The organism is Pseudomonas sp. A-RE-19, assembly GCF_019956555.1.
Taxonomy (GTDB): Bacteria; Pseudomonadota; Gammaproteobacteria; order Pseudomonadales; family Pseudomonadaceae; genus Aquipseudomonas.
Map to the genome: position 1 here is coordinate 161,655 of NZ_JAHBDQ010000003.1, position 19,960 is coordinate 181,614.

At 60.9% G+C, this 19,960-nt stretch carries 19 protein-coding genes and 1 pseudogene; 9 read left to right on the forward strand and 11 right to left on the reverse strand.

Annotated elements, in window-relative coordinates:
- Positions 1-63 precede the first annotated feature (63 nt).
- The gene (locus KGB14_RS02725; RefSeq protein ID WP_223483982.1) at positions 64-474 is read left to right on the forward strand and encodes a response regulator; all 411 of its coding nucleotides are present in this window, start codon (positions 64-66) and stop codon (positions 472-474) included.
- Between the two features lie 133 nt (positions 475-607).
- Here KGB14_RS02725 and KGB14_RS02730 read toward each other — a convergent pair whose 3' ends face one another.
- Together KGB14_RS02730 and KGB14_RS02735 are read right to left on the reverse strand one after the other, a co-directional pair.
- Positions 608-1,462 (reverse strand): MaoC family dehydratase, encoded by an 855-nt coding sequence (locus KGB14_RS02730; protein WP_223483983.1) that lies wholly within the window; start codon positions 1,460-1,462, stop codon positions 608-610.
- A gap of 2 nt (positions 1,463-1,464) precedes the next feature.
- On the reverse strand, positions 1,465-2,817 hold the full coding sequence (locus KGB14_RS02735) for a 3-oxoacyl-ACP reductase (RefSeq protein ID WP_223483984.1): 1,353 nt from the start codon (positions 2,815-2,817) through the stop codon (positions 1,465-1,467).
- A 260-nt stretch (positions 2,818-3,077) separates the two neighbouring features.
- Between KGB14_RS02735 and KGB14_RS02745 the strand changes: the two genes are divergently transcribed.
- Positions 3,078-4,355 carry an acetyl-CoA C-acetyltransferase gene (locus KGB14_RS02745; RefSeq protein ID WP_223483985.1) on the forward strand — a complete coding sequence of 426 codons (1,278 nt, stop codon included), beginning with the start codon at positions 3,078-3,080 and terminating at the stop codon, positions 4,353-4,355.
- A 14-nt stretch (positions 4,356-4,369) separates the two neighbouring features.
- On the opposite strand, the gene KGB14_RS02750 is transcribed toward KGB14_RS02745, so the two are convergent.
- On the reverse strand, positions 4,370-5,398 hold the full coding sequence (locus tag KGB14_RS02750) for a bile acid:sodium symporter family protein (RefSeq protein ID WP_223483986.1): 1,029 nt from the start codon (positions 5,396-5,398) through the stop codon (positions 4,370-4,372).
- 84 nt (positions 5,399-5,482) lie between these two features.
- On the opposite strand from KGB14_RS02750, the gene KGB14_RS02755 reads away from it, so the two are divergent.
- Complete coding sequence (locus KGB14_RS02755) at positions 5,483-6,274, forward strand: AraC family transcriptional regulator (protein WP_223483987.1); 792 nt, start codon at positions 5,483-5,485, stop codon at positions 6,272-6,274.
- A 102-nt stretch (positions 6,275-6,376) separates the two neighbouring features.
- Here the strand turns inward: KGB14_RS02755 and KGB14_RS28615 are convergent, their stop codons facing one another.
- Together KGB14_RS28615 and KGB14_RS28620 are read right to left on the reverse strand one after the other, a co-directional pair.
- A complete protein-coding gene (locus KGB14_RS28615) occupies positions 6,377-7,144 on the reverse strand; it encodes a methyl-accepting chemotaxis protein (RefSeq protein ID WP_370694472.1) in 768 nt (255 codons plus the stop codon).
- A gap of 90 nt (positions 7,145-7,234) precedes the next feature.
- Positions 7,235-8,323: pseudogene (locus KGB14_RS28620) on the reverse strand (sensor histidine kinase); the annotation flags it as partial.
- A 436-nt stretch (positions 8,324-8,759) separates the two neighbouring features.
- On the opposite strand from KGB14_RS28620, the gene KGB14_RS02765 reads away from it, so the two are divergent.
- Both KGB14_RS02765 and KGB14_RS02770 read left to right on the forward strand, forming a co-directional pair.
- Positions 8,760-9,653, forward strand: a complete 894-nt coding sequence (locus KGB14_RS02765) for a PA4780 family RIO1-like protein kinase (protein WP_223483989.1) — start codon at positions 8,760-8,762, stop codon at positions 9,651-9,653.
- A 180-nt stretch (positions 9,654-9,833) separates the two neighbouring features.
- Positions 9,834-11,048 carry an MFS transporter gene (locus KGB14_RS02770; protein WP_223484014.1) on the forward strand — a complete coding sequence of 405 codons (1,215 nt, stop codon included), beginning with the start codon at positions 9,834-9,836 and terminating at the stop codon, positions 11,046-11,048.
- Here the strand turns inward: KGB14_RS02770 and cueR are convergent.
- From cueR to KGB14_RS02785, 3 genes are all read right to left on the reverse strand, one after another.
- A complete protein-coding gene (gene cueR, locus KGB14_RS02775) occupies positions 11,002-11,415 on the reverse strand; it encodes a Cu(I)-responsive transcriptional regulator (RefSeq protein ID WP_007907120.1) in 414 nt (137 codons plus the stop codon). The genes KGB14_RS02770 and cueR overlap by 47 nt on opposite strands.
- The gene (locus KGB14_RS02780; protein ID WP_223483990.1) at positions 11,412-13,805 is read right to left on the reverse strand and encodes a heavy metal translocating P-type ATPase; all 2,394 of its coding nucleotides are present in this window, start codon (positions 13,803-13,805) and stop codon (positions 11,412-11,414) included. The genes cueR and KGB14_RS02780 overlap by 4 nt, the downstream gene beginning before the upstream one ends.
- A 179-nt stretch (positions 13,806-13,984) precedes the next feature.
- The gene (locus KGB14_RS02785) at positions 13,985-14,368 is read right to left on the reverse strand and encodes a hypothetical protein (RefSeq protein WP_223483991.1); all 384 of its coding nucleotides are present in this window, start codon (positions 14,366-14,368) and stop codon (positions 13,985-13,987) included.
- Positions 14,369-14,529: 161 nt separating this feature from the next.
- Here KGB14_RS02785 and KGB14_RS02790 point away from each other — a divergent pair, with 161 nt between their 5' ends.
- Both KGB14_RS02790 and KGB14_RS02795 read left to right on the forward strand, forming a co-directional pair.
- Entirely contained in the window at positions 14,530-14,727 is a 198-nt protein-coding gene (locus KGB14_RS02790) for a heavy-metal-associated domain-containing protein (protein ID WP_223483992.1), read from the forward strand.
- A 106-nt stretch (positions 14,728-14,833) separates the two neighbouring features.
- A complete protein-coding gene (locus KGB14_RS02795) occupies positions 14,834-16,030 on the forward strand; it encodes a multidrug effflux MFS transporter (RefSeq protein WP_223483993.1) in 1,197 nt (398 codons plus the stop codon).
- Positions 16,031-16,038: 8 nt separating this feature from the next.
- Here the strand turns inward: KGB14_RS02795 and KGB14_RS02800 are convergent, their stop codons facing one another.
- From KGB14_RS02800 to KGB14_RS02810, 3 genes are all read right to left on the reverse strand, one after another.
- Positions 16,039-16,209: a hypothetical protein gene (locus KGB14_RS02800; protein ID WP_223483994.1), complete on the reverse strand. Its 171-nt coding sequence runs from the start codon at positions 16,207-16,209 to the stop codon at positions 16,039-16,041.
- Positions 16,210-16,459: 250 nt separating this feature from the next.
- Positions 16,460-17,473 (reverse strand): zinc-binding alcohol dehydrogenase family protein, encoded by a 1,014-nt coding sequence (locus KGB14_RS02805; protein ID WP_223483995.1) that lies wholly within the window; start codon positions 17,471-17,473, stop codon positions 16,460-16,462.
- A gap of 32 nt (positions 17,474-17,505) precedes the next feature.
- Positions 17,506-17,799 carry a putative quinol monooxygenase gene (locus KGB14_RS02810; protein WP_223483996.1) on the reverse strand — a complete coding sequence of 98 codons (294 nt, stop codon included), beginning with the start codon at positions 17,797-17,799 and terminating at the stop codon, positions 17,506-17,508.
- 117 nt (positions 17,800-17,916) lie between these two features.
- Here KGB14_RS02810 and KGB14_RS02815 point away from each other — a divergent pair, with 117 nt between their 5' ends.
- Together KGB14_RS02815 and KGB14_RS02820 are read left to right on the forward strand one after the other, a co-directional pair.
- Positions 17,917-18,846, forward strand: a complete 930-nt coding sequence (locus tag KGB14_RS02815; protein WP_223483997.1) for a LysR family transcriptional regulator — start codon at positions 17,917-17,919, stop codon at positions 18,844-18,846.
- 315 nt (positions 18,847-19,161) lie between these two features.
- A complete protein-coding gene (locus tag KGB14_RS02820) occupies positions 19,162-19,896 on the forward strand; it encodes an ArsR/SmtB family transcription factor (protein WP_223483998.1) in 735 nt (244 codons plus the stop codon).
- The last annotated feature ends 64 nt before the right edge of the window (positions 19,897-19,960 follow it).

Consider the following 19,960-nt stretch of genomic DNA (forward strand, 5'->3'; position numbering starts at 1 on the left):
TCATTTGCCAATCCCGCAAAGGGCTTCTAACGTCAAGGCTTAGTCCATTGCAGGTGTTACCCCATGAACGCTCCAGCGCTCCCTCGCCAACAGCTGCTTCTGGTCGATGATGAGGAGGATGCGTTACTGGAACTGGCGGAGTTGCTGGAGGGCGAGGGCTTTACTTGTTTTACCGCAACGTCGGTCAAACTCGCCCTTAATCATTTGACTCGTCATCCTGATATTGCACTGGTGATTACTGATTTGCGGATGCCGGAGGAGAGTGGCATTTCGTTGATCAAGCGCTTGCGTGAGCATACGGCGCGGCAGCATTTGCCGGTGATTGTGACGTCGGGGCATGCGGATATGGATGATGTGAGTGATATGTTGCGGTTGCAGGTGCTGGATTTGTTTCGCAAGCCGATTTATCACGTGCGGTTGTTGGAGACGTTGAATAATTTGTTTCCGCAGCCTCGGGATTTGGTGAGTTCCTGATCTACGGTCAAGATCGAAAGCCAGGATCAAAAGATCGCAGCCATCGGCAGCTCCTGCACGGACTATGCGTTTGCCCTGTAGGAGCTGCCGAAGGCTGCGATCTTTTGATCCTGGCGGCCTGACAGCCGAACAATCACGCAACAGGCCGCCACTGCCCCACCATATGCTCAATCCCCCCCGCGCCCATCAACTGAAAATCCCCGCTGGAACCTGCCGCGCTGGACATCAGTGTCACTTCACTGGGAAGGCGCACCGGTTTCCTGAACTGCACCGCAATCTCGACGTTGGCCGTCGGCAAATGATCGGTCAGGGCTGCCAGCGTACGTGCCTTGTTCCACAGGCCATGGGCGATGGCGCTGGGAAAACCGAAGAGTTTTGCGCTGATCGCACTCAGGTGGATCGGGTTGTAGTCTCCGGACACCTTGGCGTATCGGCGGCCAATGTCCGCGGGTGCTTTCCAGTGGGCCACTTCGGTCAGTGACAATGTCGATGCAAACGCCTCCTCGACGGGCTCGCCTTCCAGTTTGACGCCGCGACAGAGCATCTGGCTTTCAGCCTCCCACAGCACGCCCAACTGGTCGTCGAGCGTCGTTACCAAATCGAATGTCGCCCCCTTGGCGTGGGGTTGCAGATTCTGCACCTTCACGCTGACCCGCACCCGGTGCACGCCGCCCATGGGGCGCAAGATGCGGATGCGATTGCTCAAGTGAATCAGCCCCAGCAACGGGAAGGGAAACGCTTTGGCCGTGAGTAGCTGCATCTGCAAGGCAAACGCCAGGATGTGTGGATACGTCGGTGGTAGCAGCCCGTTGTCGGCAAAACCACACACCTTGCGATACGCCTCCAGGCGTTTCGGATCGACATTGACCCAGCAGTGATAACCCAGGTCAGGCAGTGTGGTGCCGGTGATTTTGCGTCGCGTTGCCGCTTTCACATACAGCGTCTGCAGGCCCGGTTCGCTATTGAGTGTGTGCCAGTCGGTGGTCATGGTCAGGCTCCCAACGCGCTTTGCCCGCAGACGCGCAACGCTTGCCCGCTAAACGCTCCGGTGCCCGGTTGCGCCATCCAGGCCACGGCTTCGGCGACGTCTTGCGGCAGGCCGCCCTGGCCCAACGAACTCATGCGCCGCCCGGCTTCGCGCACGCCGAAGGGCAGGTGCGCGGTCATTTGGGTTTCGATGAACCCTGGCGCCACCGCATTGATGCTGATACCGCGCTCAGCCAGCAGCGGCGCCCAGGCCTGGGCCAGGCCGATCAGCCCGGCCTTGCTCGCCGCGTAATTGGTTTGCCCGCGATTACCGGCGATGCCGCTGATGGACGCCAGCAGGATCACTCGGCCGTCGTCGCGCAAGGTGCCGCTGTCGAGCAACGCCTTGGTCAGCACTTGCGGCGCGTTGAGGTTGACCGCCAGCACCGCGTCCCAGAATTCCGGGGTCATGTTGGCCAGGGTTTTGTCCCGGGTGATGCCTGCGTTGTGGACCACGATGTCGATGCCGTCGGGCAAGTGTTCGATCAATTGTGCGGCGGCGTCTTCGGCGCAGATGTCCAGCGTGATGCCGCGCCCGCCGAGGCGTGCAGCCAAGGCTTCGAGATCGGCTTTGGCCGGTGGCACGTCGAGCAGGATCACCTCGGCGCCATCGCGGGCCAGGGTTTCGGCGATCGAGGCGCCGATGCCGCGAGCCGCGCCCGTCACCAGTGCCTTGCGCCCTGACAAGGGGCGAGTCCAGTCCATCACCTGCGCCTCACACGCCTTCAAGCGTATGACTTGCCCGGAAATGAACGCGCTTTTGGGCGAGAGGAAAAACCGCAATGGGCCTTCCAGTTGATCTTCGGCACCTTCACCAACATAGATCAGCTGCAAAGTGCCGCCGCTGCGCAGTTCCTTGGCCAGCGAACGGCTGAAACCTTCCAGGGCGCGTTGGGCGCTGGCGGCGAACGGGTCGCTCAAGGTCTCTGGCGCCCGGCCCAGAATCACCAGATGCGCATGGTGATCGAGGTTTTTCATCAGTGGCTGGAAGAACTCGCGCAGCTGTTTCAACTGATCGACCTGCACCAGATCACTGGCGTCGAACACCACGGCCTTGAGTTTCTGGCCGTGGCCGGGAATCCACGCAGTGGCCAGGGTCGGATCGGTGCCATAGCTGTAAATCGTGTCGGTCAGGCGGTTGGCGAGCGTGCTGACTTTTTCCGCCAACGGGCCACCGCCAATCAACAGCGCCCCCTCGATAGGCCGCAGCCGGCCTGCTTGCCAGCGTTCCAGTCGTACCGGCGACGGAAGACCCAGGGCTCCGACCACGCGATGGCCGATGGACGAATTGGCGAAGTCGATATAGCGATCAGACATGGATTACGCTCCAGTAGCCGGGGTTGAAAGTGTGGACCACGAATGGCAATTAGTCGCTCGGCCCACGAGATAAGGCCTACGCTTGATCATTGCAGGTTAGTTTGTAACGGGACTTTCGGGGAGTGCAGAACCTGTGGGAGCGGGCTTGCTCGCGAAAGCGGTGTGTCAGTCAACAGAGATGTTGAAGGTGATGGCCCCTTCGCGAGCAAGCCCGCTCCCACAGGGTTTGGTGTTCATAGTTGATTAAAAGGAGCTTTTTCATGACTCAGCTGCGTCGCGTCGCGATTATCGGTGGTAACCGTATCCCCTTTGCCCGGTCCAACGGGCCGTACGCCACTGCCAGTAACCAGGCGATGTTCACCGCAGCGCTGGAAGGTCTGATCGAGCGCTATAACCTGCACGGTGTGCGCATGGGCGAAGTGGCGGCGGGTGCGCTGCTCAAGTATTTGCGCGATTACGGCCTGACCCGCGAATGCGTGCTGGGCTCGCGGTTGTCGCCGACGACGCCGGCCTACGACATCCAGCAAGCCTGCGGCACGGGGCTTGAGGCGACATTGTTGGTGGCGAACAAAATCGCCCTGGGTCAGATCGAATGTGGCATTGCCGGCGGCGTCGACACCGCCTCGGACGTGCCGATCGGGGTCAACGAAAGCCTGCGCAAGATCCTCCTGCAAGCCAACCGCGCCAAGAGCACCGCCGACAAACTGAAAACCTTCCTGCAACTGCGTCCCCGACACTTGATGCCCGACTTTCCAAGCATCGGCGAGCCGCGCACCGGCCTGACCATGGGTCAACACTGTGAATTGATGGCCCAGACCTGGAACATCCCGCGCGACGAGCAGGATCGGCTGACCCAGGAAAGCCATCAGAAAATGGCCGCGTCCTACGCCGAAGGTTGGCACAACGATTTGATGACACCGTTCCTCGGTCTGACCCGGGACAACAACCTGCGCCCGGATCTGACCCTGGAAAAACTGGCTTCACTGAAACCGGCCTTCGAGAAAAGCGCCAAGGGCACCCTGACCGCGGGCAACTCCACGCCACTCACCGATGGCGCGTCGGTGGTGCTGCTGGGCAGCGAGGCGTGGGCGAAGGAGCGCGGCTTGCCGATCCTCGCCTATTGGCGCGACGGCGAAGCGGCGGCGGTGGATTTCGTCAACGGTGCCGAAGGGCTGCTGATGGCGCCGGCTTATGCGGTGCCGCGTTTACTGGCGCGCAATGGCCTGACCTTGCAGGACTTCGATTATTACGAAATCCATGAAGCGTTCGCCGCGCAGGTGCTGTGCACACTCAAGGCCTGGGAAGATCCGGAGTTCTGCAAAACCCGCCTCGGCCTCGACGCTCCGTTGGGTTCCATTGACCGCAGCCGCTTGAACGTCAAGGGCAGTTCACTGGCCGCCGGGCATCCATTTGCCGCCACCGGTGCGCGCATCGTCGCCAACCTGGCGAAGCTGCTGGACGCGGCGGGCAAGGGCCGAGGGTTGATCTCGATCTGCGCAGCGGGCGGCCAGGGCGTGACGGCGATTATCGAGCGCTGATTGCGGATTGCTGATTACTGGGGGTTGAGCACGGCCGCGCGTTGCTGCGCGGCCAGTTCCCGGTTGCGGTTGGCGTAACCCTCGGCCATCACCGAGCAGACGATCAGCTGCAATGGGTGATAGATCATGATCGGCAACAGAATCAAGCCAAGGCCGGGGTTGGCGCCGAAGATCAGCGCCGCCATCGGTGCACCGGCCGCCAGGGATTTTTTGCTGGCGCAGAACACCGCGGCAATCTCATCGGCAGGGCTGAACTTCAGCGCGTGAGCGGTGCGGGTGGTCATCCACAGAATGATCGCCAGCAGCATCGCGCTGCCCATCAACGCCGTGAGAATCACGCTGTTGCCCTGTTGTTGCCACATCCCCGACACCATCGAATTGCAAAACGCCGCGTACACCAGCAGCAGAATCACCAGTTTGTCGGCGACGTTGGTGTAGCGCTTGTGCCGAGCGAAGAACTTGCCAATCAACGGCCGCACCAACTGGCCCAGCACCAGCGGCAACAGCAACATCGCGCACAAATCGAGCAGGGTCGAACCCAGATCGATGCCGCCAGCGCCGCTACCGACCACGAAACTCACCAGCAACGGTGTCAGAAAAATCCCCAGCACGCTGGACAGGCTCGCGTTGAGAATCGCTGCCGGTACATTGCCGCCCGCGCTACCGGTCAGGGCCACGGATGAGGAAATGGTCGAGGGCAGGGCGCAGAGGTAGAGGAAGCCGAGCATCAGCAGCGACGGAATGTGCGAACCCAGCAGTTTGTCGCTCAGCAGCCAGACCAACGGAAACACCGCAAAGGTGAAGGTTTGAACCATCACGTGCAGCTTCCAGTTTTTCAGGCCGTGGCGGATCTGCTCGCTGGAGAGGTTGACCCCGTGCAGGAAGAACACCAGGAACACGCCGATGTTGATCACGTACTCCGCGTGCATCCCGCCGCCGGTGGCGCCGAAGCTCGGGAAAAAATACGCCAGCAGTGTGGCGATCAGCATGCCGCACAGGAACCAGTCGGTGACCACGCGTTTGAGGTGTTTGAAGGCATGCATAAGTGGCACTCAATACATTTGTAAGAATTGATGACTTAGCCTAACGTCGGCCCCATCAGCCGTCTTGCGACACAAGGCCAATCAATGCCGACTAACGGACAACTTTCCCTCGAACGGACCATCCCGGCGCTGACGACGTTGCCGCGACCGTTGTATGCCCGGGCGGAAAGTCTGAATGCCGGCTCATGGACACCGCCTCATCGTCACGATTGGGTGCAGTTTTCCTACGCCATCAGCGGCGTTCTCGGCGTGCACACCGCCGAGGGCAGTTTCTTTGCGCCGCCGCAGTGGGGCATCTGGATTCCGGCGGATCTCGAGCATCAGGTCGTGACCTCGATGCGCGCCGAGATGCGCAGCCTGTACGTGCGCCGCGAGGACTGCCCATGGGCCGATGGGCGTTGCCGGGTGCTGGAAGTCACGCCATTGGCGCGGGAGTTGATCAAGCGTTTTTGCCTGTTGCCGGTGGAGTATCCACAGGGTGACAGCCAGGAGGCGCGATTGGTGGGGGTGTTGCTGGATCAGTTGGCGAGTCTGCCGGAGGTGGGATTTTCCCTGCCGCTGCCCCGGCATGAGCGGTTGCTGGGTTTGTGCAATGAACTGATCGAAAACCCCGAGCGCACGGTGACCTTGCAGGAGTGGGCCGAGCGTTTGGGCACGTCGGAGAAAACCCTGATGCGCCTGTTTCAGCGTGAAACCGGGCTGAGCTTCCGCGGCTGGCGGCAGCGCATGCGGCTGCTGTCGTCATTGAGTTTGCTGGAAGAGGGCGACAGCGTGACCAATGCCGCGTTGTCTTGTGGGTATGACTCGACGTCGGCATTTATTGCGGCGTTCAAGGGATTGTTCGGGTTTACCCCGGGGGAGCTGTTTAGGCAGTGATGGCCTCATCGCGAGCAGGCTCGCTCCCACAGGGTTTTGCACTGTCCTTGTGGGAGCGAGCCTGCTCGCGATTGGCCGCGAAGCGGCCACCGGGATTTCGGATCAGGTTCTGAACCGCCGAACCAACCCATCCAGCTCATTCGACAACCCCGCCAGGCTCTGAGAATCCAGGCGCGCCGAGTTCGCCAGTTCCGCCACCAACTGCGCATCGCCATGAATCTGGCTGATGTGGCGATTGATGTCTTCGGCCACTTGATGCTGTTCCTCAGCCGCCGTAGCGATCTGAGTGTTCATGTCGCGAATCACATCCACCGACTCACGGATCTGCCCGAAGCTGCTGCGCGCTTCGCCGATGCGGGTCACCGATTGCTGAGACACTTCCAGGCTCGCATGCATCTGCTGTGTCACCTGGCTGGTGCGCTTGGCCAGGTTGCCGAGCAGCCCGTCGATTTCCGCTGTGGAATCAGCAGTCCGTTTGGCCAGGGCGCGAACTTCATCGGCCACCACCGCAAATCCGCGACCCTGTTCACCGGCCCGGGCCGCTTCGATGGCGGCGTTCAGCGCCAGCAGGTTGGTCTGTTCGGCGATGGAACGAATGGTCCCGAGGATCGACTGAATGTCATTGCTGTCGCGCTCAAGCTGCTGCATCGATTGCGCCGACTGTTCGATTTCCTGGCTCAAGCGATCGACACTGCTCACTGCGGCATCGATCTGCTGCTGACCTTCACGCGCCTGGCGCTGGCCGCTGTCGGCCGACTCGGCGGCCTGGCTGCAAGAGCGCGCGACTTCGTTGGCGGTGGCGACCATTTCGTGGAACGCCGTGGACACCATGTCCACCGCTTCACGCTGACGCCCGGCGGCTTCGGCCATGTCGCTGGACACTTGCGTCGAGCTCTGGGACGTGGCGAGGATCTTGGTCGCGGCGCCGCCGATGCTTTGGATCAGATTGCGAATCGCCGCCAGAAACTGGTTGAACCAGTTCGCCAGTTTCGCGGTTTCGTCGCTGCCACGGATGTGCAGGTTCTTGGTCAGGTCGCCTTCACCCTGGGCAATGCCTTCCAGACCGCTGGCCACGCTGCGGATCGGCCGCACGATCAGGCTGGCGAAACTGGCGCCGACAGTGGCGAAGAGCACCGCCAGTACCGCCGCGATGATTGCGATCAGCCAGGTCAGTTGAGTGGCCGAGCTCATCACGTCGGTCTGCTTGATCAGGCCGATAAAGGTCCAGCCCAGTTGCTCCGACGGCCAGACGTTGGCCATGTAGCGCTCGCCATTGAGCTCGACTTCCACCAGTCCTTTGCCGGCCTTGGCCAATTGCGCATAGCCGTCGCCGAGGCTGTTGAGGGCCTTGAAGTTGTGTTCCGGTTGCTTCGGATCGACCAGTACTTTGCCGGTGTTTTCCACCAGCATCAGGTAGCCGGTTTCGCCGAGTTTGATCTGTTTGACGATTTCGGTGAGCTGCTTGAGCGTCACGTCGATGCTGACCACGCCGCCGTTGCTGCCCAGTTTGTTATCGATGGTGCGCACGGTGCTGACGTAGGTCGCGTCATCCTGAGCCCAGTAATAGGCCTCGGTGCGCAACGGCTTACCGGGTTTGGCCTGCGCGGCTTTATACCAGGGGCGCTGGCGCGGGTCGTAATTGCTCAGCTTCGCATCGTCCGGCCAGGACACGTAACCGCCCGCTGCGGTGCCAAGGATGGCATAGGCATAAGCCGGATGGCTGTTGCCCAGGTCCTGGAGGAGGGCGAAGACCTTTTTGTCCGACTCGCCTTGGGGAATGCTCTCGGCGTTGGCGCTCATGTAGGTCTTGAGGCTGTCGTCAGAGTTTTTGATCAGCGGTTGGGTGGCCAGGTAATCGACGTTCTGGCTGATGCCGTCAAAGAACAGCTGCATGGCATTGCTGACCTGACGAATCTCGCGGCCGCTGCCGTCGACAAAATTATCCTTGGCATCGCTGCGCAAGTTCAGCACCACGAGGGTGGCGACCAGCACCACGGGCAAACAGGCGATGATTGCAAACGCCCAGGTCAACTTCTGTTTGATGTTCATCCGCGCTCCAGTTTTTTCTTGTAGGCCCACGCAGTGCAGATGACTCGCGGATTATTGGCAGCCGAAAACGTTTGATAGCCCAATCCTTGGGTTCGCCCTCGTTGGGGCGATTGTCGGACAAATCCTTTTCTCTCTAATGACTTCGGCTGAGGAACGTGGAAATTTAGGTCTGTCGAGAAAAAAACGGCGAAGGGTCGGGATCCACGTGTCAGATTCTGTCGCAAATGCCCCTGTAGCCCTTCATCAACAAGTGGCGCAGGCTCGGCTATGATCCTGAGCGCTCAATGGGTTGTGCCCGATTATTCCGGCACATTGTGTGCTTCTTGATGTTCATGGGAACGTTCATAGGTCGGCAACCCCTCCCGCGAATGAGAGGATTGCCGTATAACGAATGACTTTCGCGTGTTTGGTAATAAAGGACCCACAATAAAAGCTGATGAAGACTCCAAAACGCATTGAACCCCTGATCGAGGACGGTCTGGTCGACGAGGTGCTGCGCCCACTCATGAGTGGTAAAGAAGCAGCTGTTTATGTGGTGCGCTGCGGCAACGAGCTGCGTTGTGCCAAGGTCTACAAGGAGGCGAATAAACGCAGTTTTCGTCAGGCGGCCGAGTATCAGGAGGGCCGTAAGGTGCGCAACAGCCGGCAGGCTCGCGCGATGGCCAAGGGCTCCAAGTTCGGCAAGAAAGAAACCGAAGACGCTTGGCAGAATGCCGAAGTGGCGGCGTTGTTCCGTCTGGCCGGTGCGGGCGTTCGGGTTCCTCAGCCTTACGACTTCCTTGAAGGCGTGCTGCTGATGGAACTGGTGGCCGACGAGTACGGCGACGCCGCGCCGCGTCTGAACGACGTGGTGCTGGAGCCGGACCAGGCACGTGAATATCACGCGTTTCTGATTTCGCAGATCGTGCTGATGCTGTGTACCGGTCTGGTGCACGGTGACCTGTCCGAGTTCAACGTGCTGCTGACGCCGACCGGCCCGGTCATCATCGACTTGCCGCAGGCGGTGGATGCGGCGGGTAACAACCATGCGTTCAGCATGCTGGAACGGGACGTGGGCAACATGGCGTCGTACTTCGGTCGCTTTGCACCGGAGTTGAAACGCACCAAGTACGCCAAGGAGATGTGGGCGTTGTACGAAGCCGGCACCCTGCACCCGGCCAGTGTATTGACCGGCGAGTTCGACGAGCCGGAAGAACTGGCGGACGTCGGCGGGATCATGCGCGAGATCGAGGCGGCACGTCTTGATGAAGAACGTAAGCAAGCGATTCGAGCTGCTGACGACGCGCCACCGAGCAAAGCCGAAGAACCGCCTCCGCCCTGGATGCAGTGATCGGTTGACTCAAAACCCGGCTTCGGCCGGGTTTTTTGCAATCCTCTGATCTCCTTGTAGGAGCTGCCGAAGGCTGCGATCTTTTGATCTTGTTTTAAGAAGCAAAGTCAAAAGATCGCAGCCTTCGGCAGCTCCTACAAGGGCCAGGAACATCCCCACATTCAAGGATTGATTGTGAACATCCCATCCACCCGCAATGCCCGACTGATCATCGCCGCCCGGCTGATTTCGGACTTCGGCGCTTTCCTCAACATGGTCGCCCTGGCCACTTACGTTTACCTGCTCAGCAACAGCGCCATGAGCGTCGGTATCTTTCTCGCCAGCCGTGTCGCCGGGGGAATCTTTGCCAGCCTGATTGGCACCCGGTTCTATCGCCGCTGGGCCGGGCGCCTGCCGCTGATTGCCTTCGACCTGCTGCGCGCCGGTTTGCTGGGGCTGCTGCTGGTACTGCCAGTCACCCAACAAGCGCTGCTGTTACCGCTGATCGCGTTCGGCCTGGGGTTCGGCAACTCGATGTTCGCCATCGGGCTCAACAGCCAATTGCCGCACATGATCGACAAGGCGCAACTGCTCAAGACCAACGCCTGGATAACCTCTGCATCGTCTGCGGCGATGGTCGGTGGGAGTCTGGTGGCGGGGTTGTTGGTGGCGGGGTTTGGCTTTGAAACGGTGTTTGCCCTGAACGTGGCCACTTACCTGCTGGCGGCGTTGTTGATTGTGCCGCTGCGGTTTTCCAGACCGGCACTCAGTGACGAGCCCCTTCACCAACAAGGCGAATGGTCGGCCCTGCGTCAGGGTTTGCGCACGGCGCCGGTGCTGACGGCGATGCTGGCCGTTGCCATGGCCGACACTTTGGGCAGCGCCGCGCACAACGTCGGCCTCCCGATCATTTCAAAACTGCTGACACCCGAGTCGGCCAGCACCACCCTGGGCCTGATGCTGGCGGTCTGGGCCATCGGAAAATTCATCGGAGCGAGGATCGCCAGTCGCCTGAAAGGTACGGACAACGCCCACCTTGAACGGCGATTTTTCTTCGGCGTGTTGCTGATGTCCTGCGGCTTCATCCTGATGTTTCAGCAGCAGACCCTTTACGGCTTGCTGCTGTTCTCGTTGCCTGCGGGCTTGGGCGACGGCTTCTCGGAAGTCGGCCTGATGTCGCGCCTGCAACGTGAACCGGACAATCTGCGCCTGCCGATTTTCAGCTTTCTGACGCTGCTGCAAATGACCGGGTTCGGCATTGGCATGTTGATCGCCGCGCCGTTCTATTCGTGGTGGACGCCCGGCGCGGTGGTGCTGTTGTTCCACGGCATTCCCCTCACCACGTTGCTGGTGGCGAAGGGGTTGGCGCTCAGGAGTGAGCGGGTTCGGCGCAGCAGCCCGACGCCAGCTCCTTGAGGATCGGGCAGTCCGGGCGGTGGTCGCCGTGGCAATGTTCTACCAGGTCTTGCAGGGTGTCGCGCAGTTGGCCGAGTTCGCGAATCTTCTGGTTCAGCTCGTCGATGTGCTGACGGGCCAGCGCCTTCACATCGGCGCTGGCGCGCTGGCGGTCCTGCCAGAGGGTCAGCAGTTTGCCGACCTCTTCCAGTGAAAAGCCCAGATCCCGAGAGCGCTTGATGAACGCCAGGGTGTGCAGATCGTCGTCGCCATAGACCCGGTAGCCGCTGTCGGTGCGATGGGCCGCCTTGAGCAGGCCGATGGACTCGTAATAGCGGATCATCTTCGCGCTCAGACCGCTCTGGCGGGCCGCTTGGCCAATGTTCATCGGTTGTCCTCCAGGTCTTTGGGTTTCCAGGTTTTCAACAGTAACGCATTGCTCACCACGCTGACGCTCGACAGCGCCATGGCCGCGCCGGCCAGTACCGGGTTGAGGAAGCCGAACGCCGCCAGTGGCAGGCCGATCAGGTTATAGACGAACGCCCAGAACAGGTTCTGCCGAATCTTTGCGTAGGTCTTGCGGCTGATCTCCAGCGCCGCCGGCACCAGCCGTGGATCGCCGCGCATCAGGGTGATCCCGGCCGCGTGCATGGCGACGTCGGTGCCGCCGCCCATGGCGATGCCGATGTCTGCCGCGGCAAGCGCCGGTGCGTCGTTGATGCCGTCGCCGACCATCGCCACCACGCCGGTTTTTTTCAGTGCGGCGACGGTGGCGGCTTTGTCCGCCGGCAATACTTCGGCGTGGACATCGCTGATGCCCAGCGCCTCGGCGACCACTTTGGCGCTGCCGCGGTTATCACCGGTCAACAGGTGGCTGCTGATGTTCCGTGCATTCAGCTGTTGCACTGCTTGCAGGGCGCCGGGTTTGAGTGTGTCACCGAAGGCGAACAGGCCCAGCACTTGTGGTTTGGGGCTTTGTTCGATCAGCCAGGACAGGGTCCGGCCTTCGGTTTCCCAGGCGCTGGCGGAGTCAGCCAATGGCCCGGCGCTCAGGCCGCTTTCTTCCAGAAGACGCCGATTGCCCAACGCCAATCGTCGACCCTCGAGGCTGCCGGCAATGCCGCGCCCGGTCAGCGATTGACTGTCGCTGACATCAGCCACGGTCAAGCCGCGTTCGGTGCAGGCATCCAGCACAGCCTTGGCCAGCGGGTGTTCGCTACCGCGTTGCAGCGCACCGGCCATTTGCAGCAAGGCCGCTTCGTCACCCTCGATGGCGCTCAAATGCGCGATACGCGGCGTGCCCGAGGTCAGCGTGCCGGTCTTGTCAAACACCACGGCGCTGACTTCATGAGCACGCTCCAAAGCTTCGGCATCCTTGATCAGAATCCCGTAGCGCGCGGCCACACCGGTGCCGGCCATGATGGCCGTCGGCGTGGCCAGCCCGAGTGCGCAAGGGCAGGCGATCACCAATACCGCGACCGCATTGATCAAAGCGGTTTCCAGCGGCGCGCCGTACAGCCACCAACCGATCAGGGTCACCAGCGCGATCAGCAGCACCGTAGGCACGAACACCTGGCTGACTTTATCCACCAGTTTCTGGATCGGCGCTTTCGCCGCTTGCGCGTCTTCGACCAGGCGAATGATCCGCGCCAGCACGGTTTCTGCACCAAGCGCCAAGGTTCGAACCAGCAGCCGACCCTCGCCATTGATGGCACCGCCGGTGACCTTGTCGCCCGGTTGTTTTGGCACCGGCAGGCTTTCGCCGCTGATCAGGGCTTCATCGGCGTGGCTCTGGCCGTCCACCACTTCGCCATCCACCGGGAAGCGTTCGCCGGGTTTGACCATGACCAGATCGTTGAGGCGCAAAGCGCTGATCGCAACGTCCTGCTCGCGGCCATCGATCACCTGAATGGCTCGTTCCGGGCGCAAGGCCTCCAGAGCGCGAATGGCGCTGGCGGTCTGGCGCTTGGCGCGGCTTTCCAGGTATTTGCCCAGCAACACCAAGGCGATCACCACCGCCGAGGCCTCGAAATACAGGTGCGGCATGCGACTGGCTGCAGTGGCCCACGCGTAAACGCTCAAGCCGTAGCCGGCGCTGGTGCCCAGGGCCACCAGCAAATCCATGTTGCCGGCACCGGCGCGCACGGCTTTCCACGCGGCGATATAGAAGCGCGCGCCGAAGATGAACTGCACGGGGGTGGCCAGAGCAAATTGCACCCACGCCGGGAGCATCCAGTGCACGCCGAAAGGTTGCAGCACCATCGGCAGCACCAGCGGCAGGGCAAGGGCGATGGCCGCCAGCAAAGCCCAGCGTTCCCGGTGCAGGCGTAGCTGTTGATTATCGACTTGCGGGCGTTCGACTTCCCAGACGCTGGCGGAGTAACCGGCCTTGGTCACGGCGCCGATCAGGGTTTGCGGGTCGACCTGGCCGAGTAGTTCGAGGTGCGCACGTTCGTTGGCCAGGTTGACGCTGACACTTTTGACCCCCGGCACTTTGGCCAGCGCCCGTTCGACGCGGCCGACGCAGGACGCGCAGGTCATGCCGTCGATGCTCAATTCCAGGGACTGTTGCGGCACGCTGTAACCGGCCTGTTGCACCGCGTCCATCAAGGCCGGCAGGCTGTCACTGGGTGCTTGAACCCGGGCCTGTTCGGTGGCGAGGTTGACGCTGACGGCCGTGGCGCCAATGACTTTGCTCAAGGCACGCTCGACACGTCCGGCGCAACTGGCGCAGGTCATGCCGGCAATCGGCAGATCGAAAGTGGTGGATTCGGACATCGGTCACGCTCCCTGTAGAAATTGCCTACAGGATCAACCTTGCCATGCGGGCAAGGTCAAGCGCCATATGAACATCGTAGGAGCGAGGCTTGCCCGCGAAGGGGCCGTAACATTCAACATCAATGCTGACTCTTATGGCCTCTTCGCGGGCAAGCCTCGCTCCTACGGGTAGGTGGTGATCAATACTCGAGGGCGGCAGGCTTGAGGTACATCCCTTCCTGCGTCATCGCAATCCGGAACTTCAACACATCCCCGGCCTTGAGCGTGATGTTCTGCGATCCCGGCGCGAGCATGCCCGGGTTGCAGCCCGGCGCCTGGCCTGGCAACAGTTTGAGGCGCAGGGACACATTGCCCGGCGGCAGGTTGAACGAGGTGCTCTGTTCCTGGAACAGCCGCGCCGATAACTGATCCTGGATGTACACGCCGATCTCGCAGGAAGTCGACACTTCCAGGCGCTCGCGGGAAATGATCAGCACACCGTAATCCTCCCCGGCGGCTTGAACCGAAGGTGTCGCGGCTAATAGGCTGAGGAAGCCAAACAGGCTGAGAGCTGACCAGCGCATGGCTGAATCTCCTGATGTCGAGTCATAGATGGACGCAGCTTGGCCGAGCGCGGCGCCGAATGCCAGCCCGGCAGCTTGCTTGAGAACTTGACCTTGCCATGGTGGCAAGCTCGAGACTGGCCCCAACCCTCATCAGTGGGCTTCATTAAAGGAGTCATCCCATGCAAGTGTTCAACGTTGAAGGCATGTCTTGCGGTCATTGCGTCAAGGCCATCACCCAGGCGCTGCAAGCCAAGGATCCCGCAGCCAGCGTGCGTATCGATCTGGCGGCAAAAGAAGTCGGCGTTGAAAGTGCGCTGACAGCCGAGCAGGTGATCGCCGCGATCAGCGAAGAGGGTTATGGCGTCAAACTGGCCTGAGTTTTTTAATAGTTAGCGACCTAACGGAATGTTCAAGGCGTCCTCGCCCGGCTAGACTGTCGGCCTGCCGATCCATGCCAACCTGCATGCCTAACCTGGACGCCTGATGAACTTTCGCACAATCCTGATTCTCGGCGCCTTGAGCGCTTTCGGTCCGCTGGCGATCGATTTCTACCTGCCGGCATTCCCGGCAATGGCGCTCGCTTTCGGCACCGACGAAAAACACGTTCAACTGACCCTGGCGGCCTATTTCCTCGGTTTGTCCATTGGCCAACTGGCGTACGGTCCGGTGGCGGATCGCTTTGGGCGACGCCTTCCCTTGCTGGCAGGTGTCGGCTTGTTCACCGCGGCGTCGTTGGCCTGTGCTTATGCGCCGAGTCTGGAGTGGCTGATTGGCGCACGTTTCGTCCAGGCGCTGGGCGGTTGCGCGGGCATGGTGATTTCGCGGGCGGTGGTCAGCGATAAATGCGATGCGGTAGGTTCGGCGAAAGTCTTTTCACAATTGATGCTGGTGATGGGCCTGGCGCCGATTCTTGCGCCGATGCTGGGCGGGTTGTTGGTCAATACGTCGGGCTGGCAATCGATCTTTCTTGTGCTGACCGGTTTCAGTGCATTGGCAGGATTGGCGGTGACCCTCGGGCTGCCGGAAAGTCTGCCGGCCCATGTGCCGCGCCAACCGTTGTCGGGCGCGCTGCGTCAGTATGGTCGGTTGTTGGCGGACCCGATCTTCCTCGGTCATGCACTGACCGGTGGCATCGCCATCGCCGGGATGTTTGCCTACATCGCCGGTTCACCGTTCGTGTTCATCAAACTCTATGGCGTGCCGGCCGAGCATTTCGGCTGGTTGTTCGGTATTAACGCGGCGGGTTTCATTCTGGTGGCCCAGGTCAATGCCCGGATGCTGGCCAAGCGCGGTCCGGCCTTTTTACTGGCGCGTACCGTCTGGTTCTATCTGGCGGGCGGTTTGGCCCTGTTGGCGGTCAGTTCGTTGCACACCGTGCACTTGTGGCCGTTGTTGATCCCGCTGTTTATCTGCATCGCCAGCCTGGGTTGCATTGTTCCCAATGCCTCGGCCTGCGCCATGAGCGGGCAGGGCGCACGGGCGGGCAGTGCCTCGGCGTTGCTGGGTTGTCTGCAATTCAGCGTCGCCGCCGGGGCCGCAACGCTGGTGGGGGTTTTGCACGACGGCAGCGCCATGCCGATGGCCATGGTCATCAGCTTGTGCGCAATTCTGGTGGTAAGCGCGGCGATGCTCACCCGCCGTCTGCAAAATGCCCGGGCGCTGACGCAAGCCCAGGTCTGAGGACGGACTCAGCCAGCAGTGCGATGCTGACGGTCGGGAATCTGATGGGGGGCGTGCAAGCGTGCTTCAAGCGTTTTAGTGAAGGCCAGGGCTTCGGCTTCACTGCGGAACGTCACAGCGTGTTGATCCAGGCGGACCTGCCACTGAGATTTTGCCACTTCTTTTATCAGGATATTCATTACCGATCTCCTCTCGTAAAAGACGTCACGTAAAAGATTGCCCCACAGAGATGTCGATTGTAGACCTGAATACGATCGCAATTGTGACAACGGTCAACTCTCTGACTGACGGCAACAGGGATCGGCGTCATCCCGGATATTTCGGTCGTACCCTGTAGGCGCTGGCGAAGGCTGCGATCTTTTGATCTTGTATTTTTAAAAGCAAAATCAAAAGATCGCAGCCTTCGCCAGCTCCTGCAAAGGCGGCTCTTCAGAACCCTTCAAGCACAATCTTGCCCTTGGACTTGCCGCTTTCCAGCAACTCATGGGCACGCCGCAGATTGGCCGCGTTGATGGTTCCGAAGTGCTCGCCGACCGTGGTTTTCAACGTGCCTGCATCGATCAGCGCGGCGACGCGGTTGAGCAGTTTGTGTTGCTCGATCATGTCTGCGGTTTCGAACAGCGAGCGGGTGTACATGAACTCCCAGTGCAGCGACAGGCTTTTGCGCTTGAGCTTGGTCACGTCCAGCGACTTCGGATCATCGATCAGCGCCAGTTTGCCTTGCGGCGCCAACGCCTCTACCAGTTGATCCAAGTGTGCATCGGTCTGGGTCAGGCTGGCGACGTGGGTCACCTGCTCGAACCCGGCACGTTTGAGTTCTGCACTCAGCGGCTGGCTGTGATCGATCACCTGGTCGGCGCCCAGGTCACGCACCCAGCTTTGGGTTTGCGAACGGGAAGCGGTGCCGATGACTGTCAGCCCGGTGAGCTGGCTGGCCAGTTGCGTGAGGATCGAACCGACACCCCCGGCGGCACCGACAATCAACAGGCTCTGGCCTTCATCGGTTTTGCCTTCGCGCACTTGCAGGCGTTCGAACAGCAGTTCCCACGCGGTGATGGCGGTCAGCGGCAGCGCGGCGGCTTCGGCGAAACCGAGGGTTTTCGGCATATGGCCGACGATTCGCTCATCAACCACATGCCATTCACTGTTGCCGCCGGCACGGGCGATGGAGCCGGCGTAGAACACCTTGTCCCCGGCCTTGAACAAGGTCACTTCGCTGCCGACAGCCTTGACCACACCGGCCACGTCCCAGCCCAGCACTTTTGCCGCGCCATCTTCAGGCTGGACGTTTTGGCGAACCTTGGTGTCCACCGGGTTGACCGAGATGGCTTTGACCTCCACCAACAGGTCGCGCGGGCCGGCGACCGGTTCTGGCAGTTCGATATCTTGCAGGGACTTTTCGTCGCTGATGGGCAAGGAGGCGTAGTAGGCAACGGCTTTCATGTGGGGCTCCTGGAAAGTGCTGGAAGAAGGAATCAAGCCACGGTGCGCAGGCGCTTGAGGTCGAAGTGTTCGAGGAAGTCGCCGGCCTTGGCGCGAAAGTTCTGAATGTGGGCGCTGGCGTCATGGGCTTGCAGGGCTTCGTCGCCGCTCCAGTGTTCGATCATGTAAAAGGCCAGGGGATTGGCGAGGTCTTGATGCAGGTCGTATTGACTGCAACCGGCTTCGGCGCGCGTCGGTTCCAGCAGCGCACGCAGATGCTGTTCGAGGGCGTCCTGCTGACCGGGTTTAGCGATGAGGGTGGCAATAGCGGTAAACGGCTGGGACATGGTCGACTCCGGAAACGGGATGATTTCAATGGGAGAGATGATTGGTTATTTCTCTGCAAGATAAAACCGGCTAAAAGAGCAGTCTCTTTCAATATTTTTTTGATAATCGAGTTGATGATGTTGCGTTTCGATGACTTGCAGTTGTTCGTTCGAGCCGCAGACCTGGGCAGTCTGTCGGCGGCGGCGCGGGGGATGGATATGTCGGCGGCGGTGGCGAGTGCGGCATTGAAGCGCATCGAACAACAACTCGGCGCACGCTTGCTCGCCCGTTCTACCCGCAGCTTGCGCCTGACCGCTGAAGGCGAGGGCTTTCTGGAATACGCCCGTGCAGCCTTGAGCAATCTCGATGAGGGTCGCCGCTTGCTGGCCAGCGGGCAGGATCAGGTCAGCGGGATTCTGCAGCTGTCGGCGCCTTCGGATTTCGGTCGCAACCTGCTGTTGCCGTGGCTCGACGAATTTCAGCGTGAGCATCCGAAACTCACCGTACGGTTATTGCTGGGTGACCGCATCGCCGACCTGTTCCGTCAACCGGTGGACATTGCTTTGCGTTACGGCGAACCGGAAGACTCGAGCCTGGTGGCGTTGCCCATCGCCGCGCAGAACCGCCGTGTGCTCTGTGCTGCGCCGAGCTATCTGGCCCGGCATGGCGAACCCCGGCAGCTGGAGCAACTGGCTCAGCACAATTGCCTGTTGTTCATGCTCGGTAGCCGGGTTCACGATCACTGGAGTTTCCACGATGGCAAACGCGAAGTGAGCCTGACGGTCAGTGGCGATCGCTTCAGTGACGACGCCGATGTGGTGCGTCTGTGGGCCGTGGCGGGGGCGGGGATTGCGTACAAGTCCTGGCTCGATGTCGCCGCCGATGTGCTGGCCGGTCGGTTGAAAGTGCTGATGCCGGAGCTGCTCTGCGAGCGCGCACCGCTGAATTTGCTGTGCGCCCATCGCGCACAATTGAGTAAGCCGGTGAACCTTTTGCGGGAAATGCTTGCCAGCCGATGCGCTCGGATAAGCAGTCAATTTCCGACGATATCGGGTATTGATCATTAGTCGCAGGCAAATAGCGAAATTTCTGTCAGCAACTATCACCACCAATGGATTCCCGAGGGCAGGAACCGGCGGTTAACCCGCTTATACTAGCGCTCGCCTCATGTACGCACCGTCGACCTCGCAATGGCGAGTTCGCGTTCGATTCGGTCAGCCCCCATGGTCATCACCGGTCCTTCGCTGCACCCGCGAAGCAATGGCCTGGGTGAGTGGGTGGCTTTGCCGGTTTATGGCGGTTTTCGCGTCTTGGCCGACGACACATTACTGGTCAAGATGTCTCTGAGCAGTAGACGAAACGATTCAACAGGGAGTGAATACATGGAACATGCACCTTGCATCAGCCAGATCGCCACGTTGCTGGCTGACCCCAAGCGCAGCGCAATGATGTGGGCCTTGATGGACGGCTCGGCGCGACAGACCGAAGAGCTGGCATTGCTGGCCGGCCTGTCGCCGTCTTCGGCCAGTGCGCATTTGGGGCGTTTGTCCGCCGGAGGTCTGTTGAAAGTCGAAACCCGTGGACGCAAACGGTTTTTCCGGCTTGCCGCACCTGAAATCGGTGCCGCGATAGAAGCCTTGGCCAGCGCTACCCTGGCCAGTACTCCCCAGGACATTCCAGACATCTTCAAGCGCCCGAGCCCAATCGCCAAACCTCAAGCGGCACCGTCGTCACTGTTGCGGGCCAGGCTTTGCGACGATCACCTGGGAGGCACCCTGGCCGCCGATCTCTATCAACGCCTGCTGGATGCTGGCTGGATCGAACAATTCGATCAGCGGGTCATGATCACGCACAAGGGCGCCACGCAATTGGCGACACGCGGTGTGTTCATCCAGGCGCTGGCCCACCGTAACGGTCGAGTGGCCTGCGCTTGCCCGGACTGGAGCGAAAGACGTCCGCACATGGGTGGCTCATTGGGCGCGGCGTTGTTGCAGCTGTTCATGCAGTCCGGCTGGCTGAGCCTGCCCAACGATTCGCGAGCCTTGCAGATCACCGCTGCGGGGCAACGTGAAATCCATCGATTCGCCAAGGAAACCGAGCTGGAACTGGCGCTTTAGAGCCATTGAGGCGCGACGTCCGGGATCCTGGGTTTCAGGCGTCGTTCAGAGCTGTGGCCAGGTC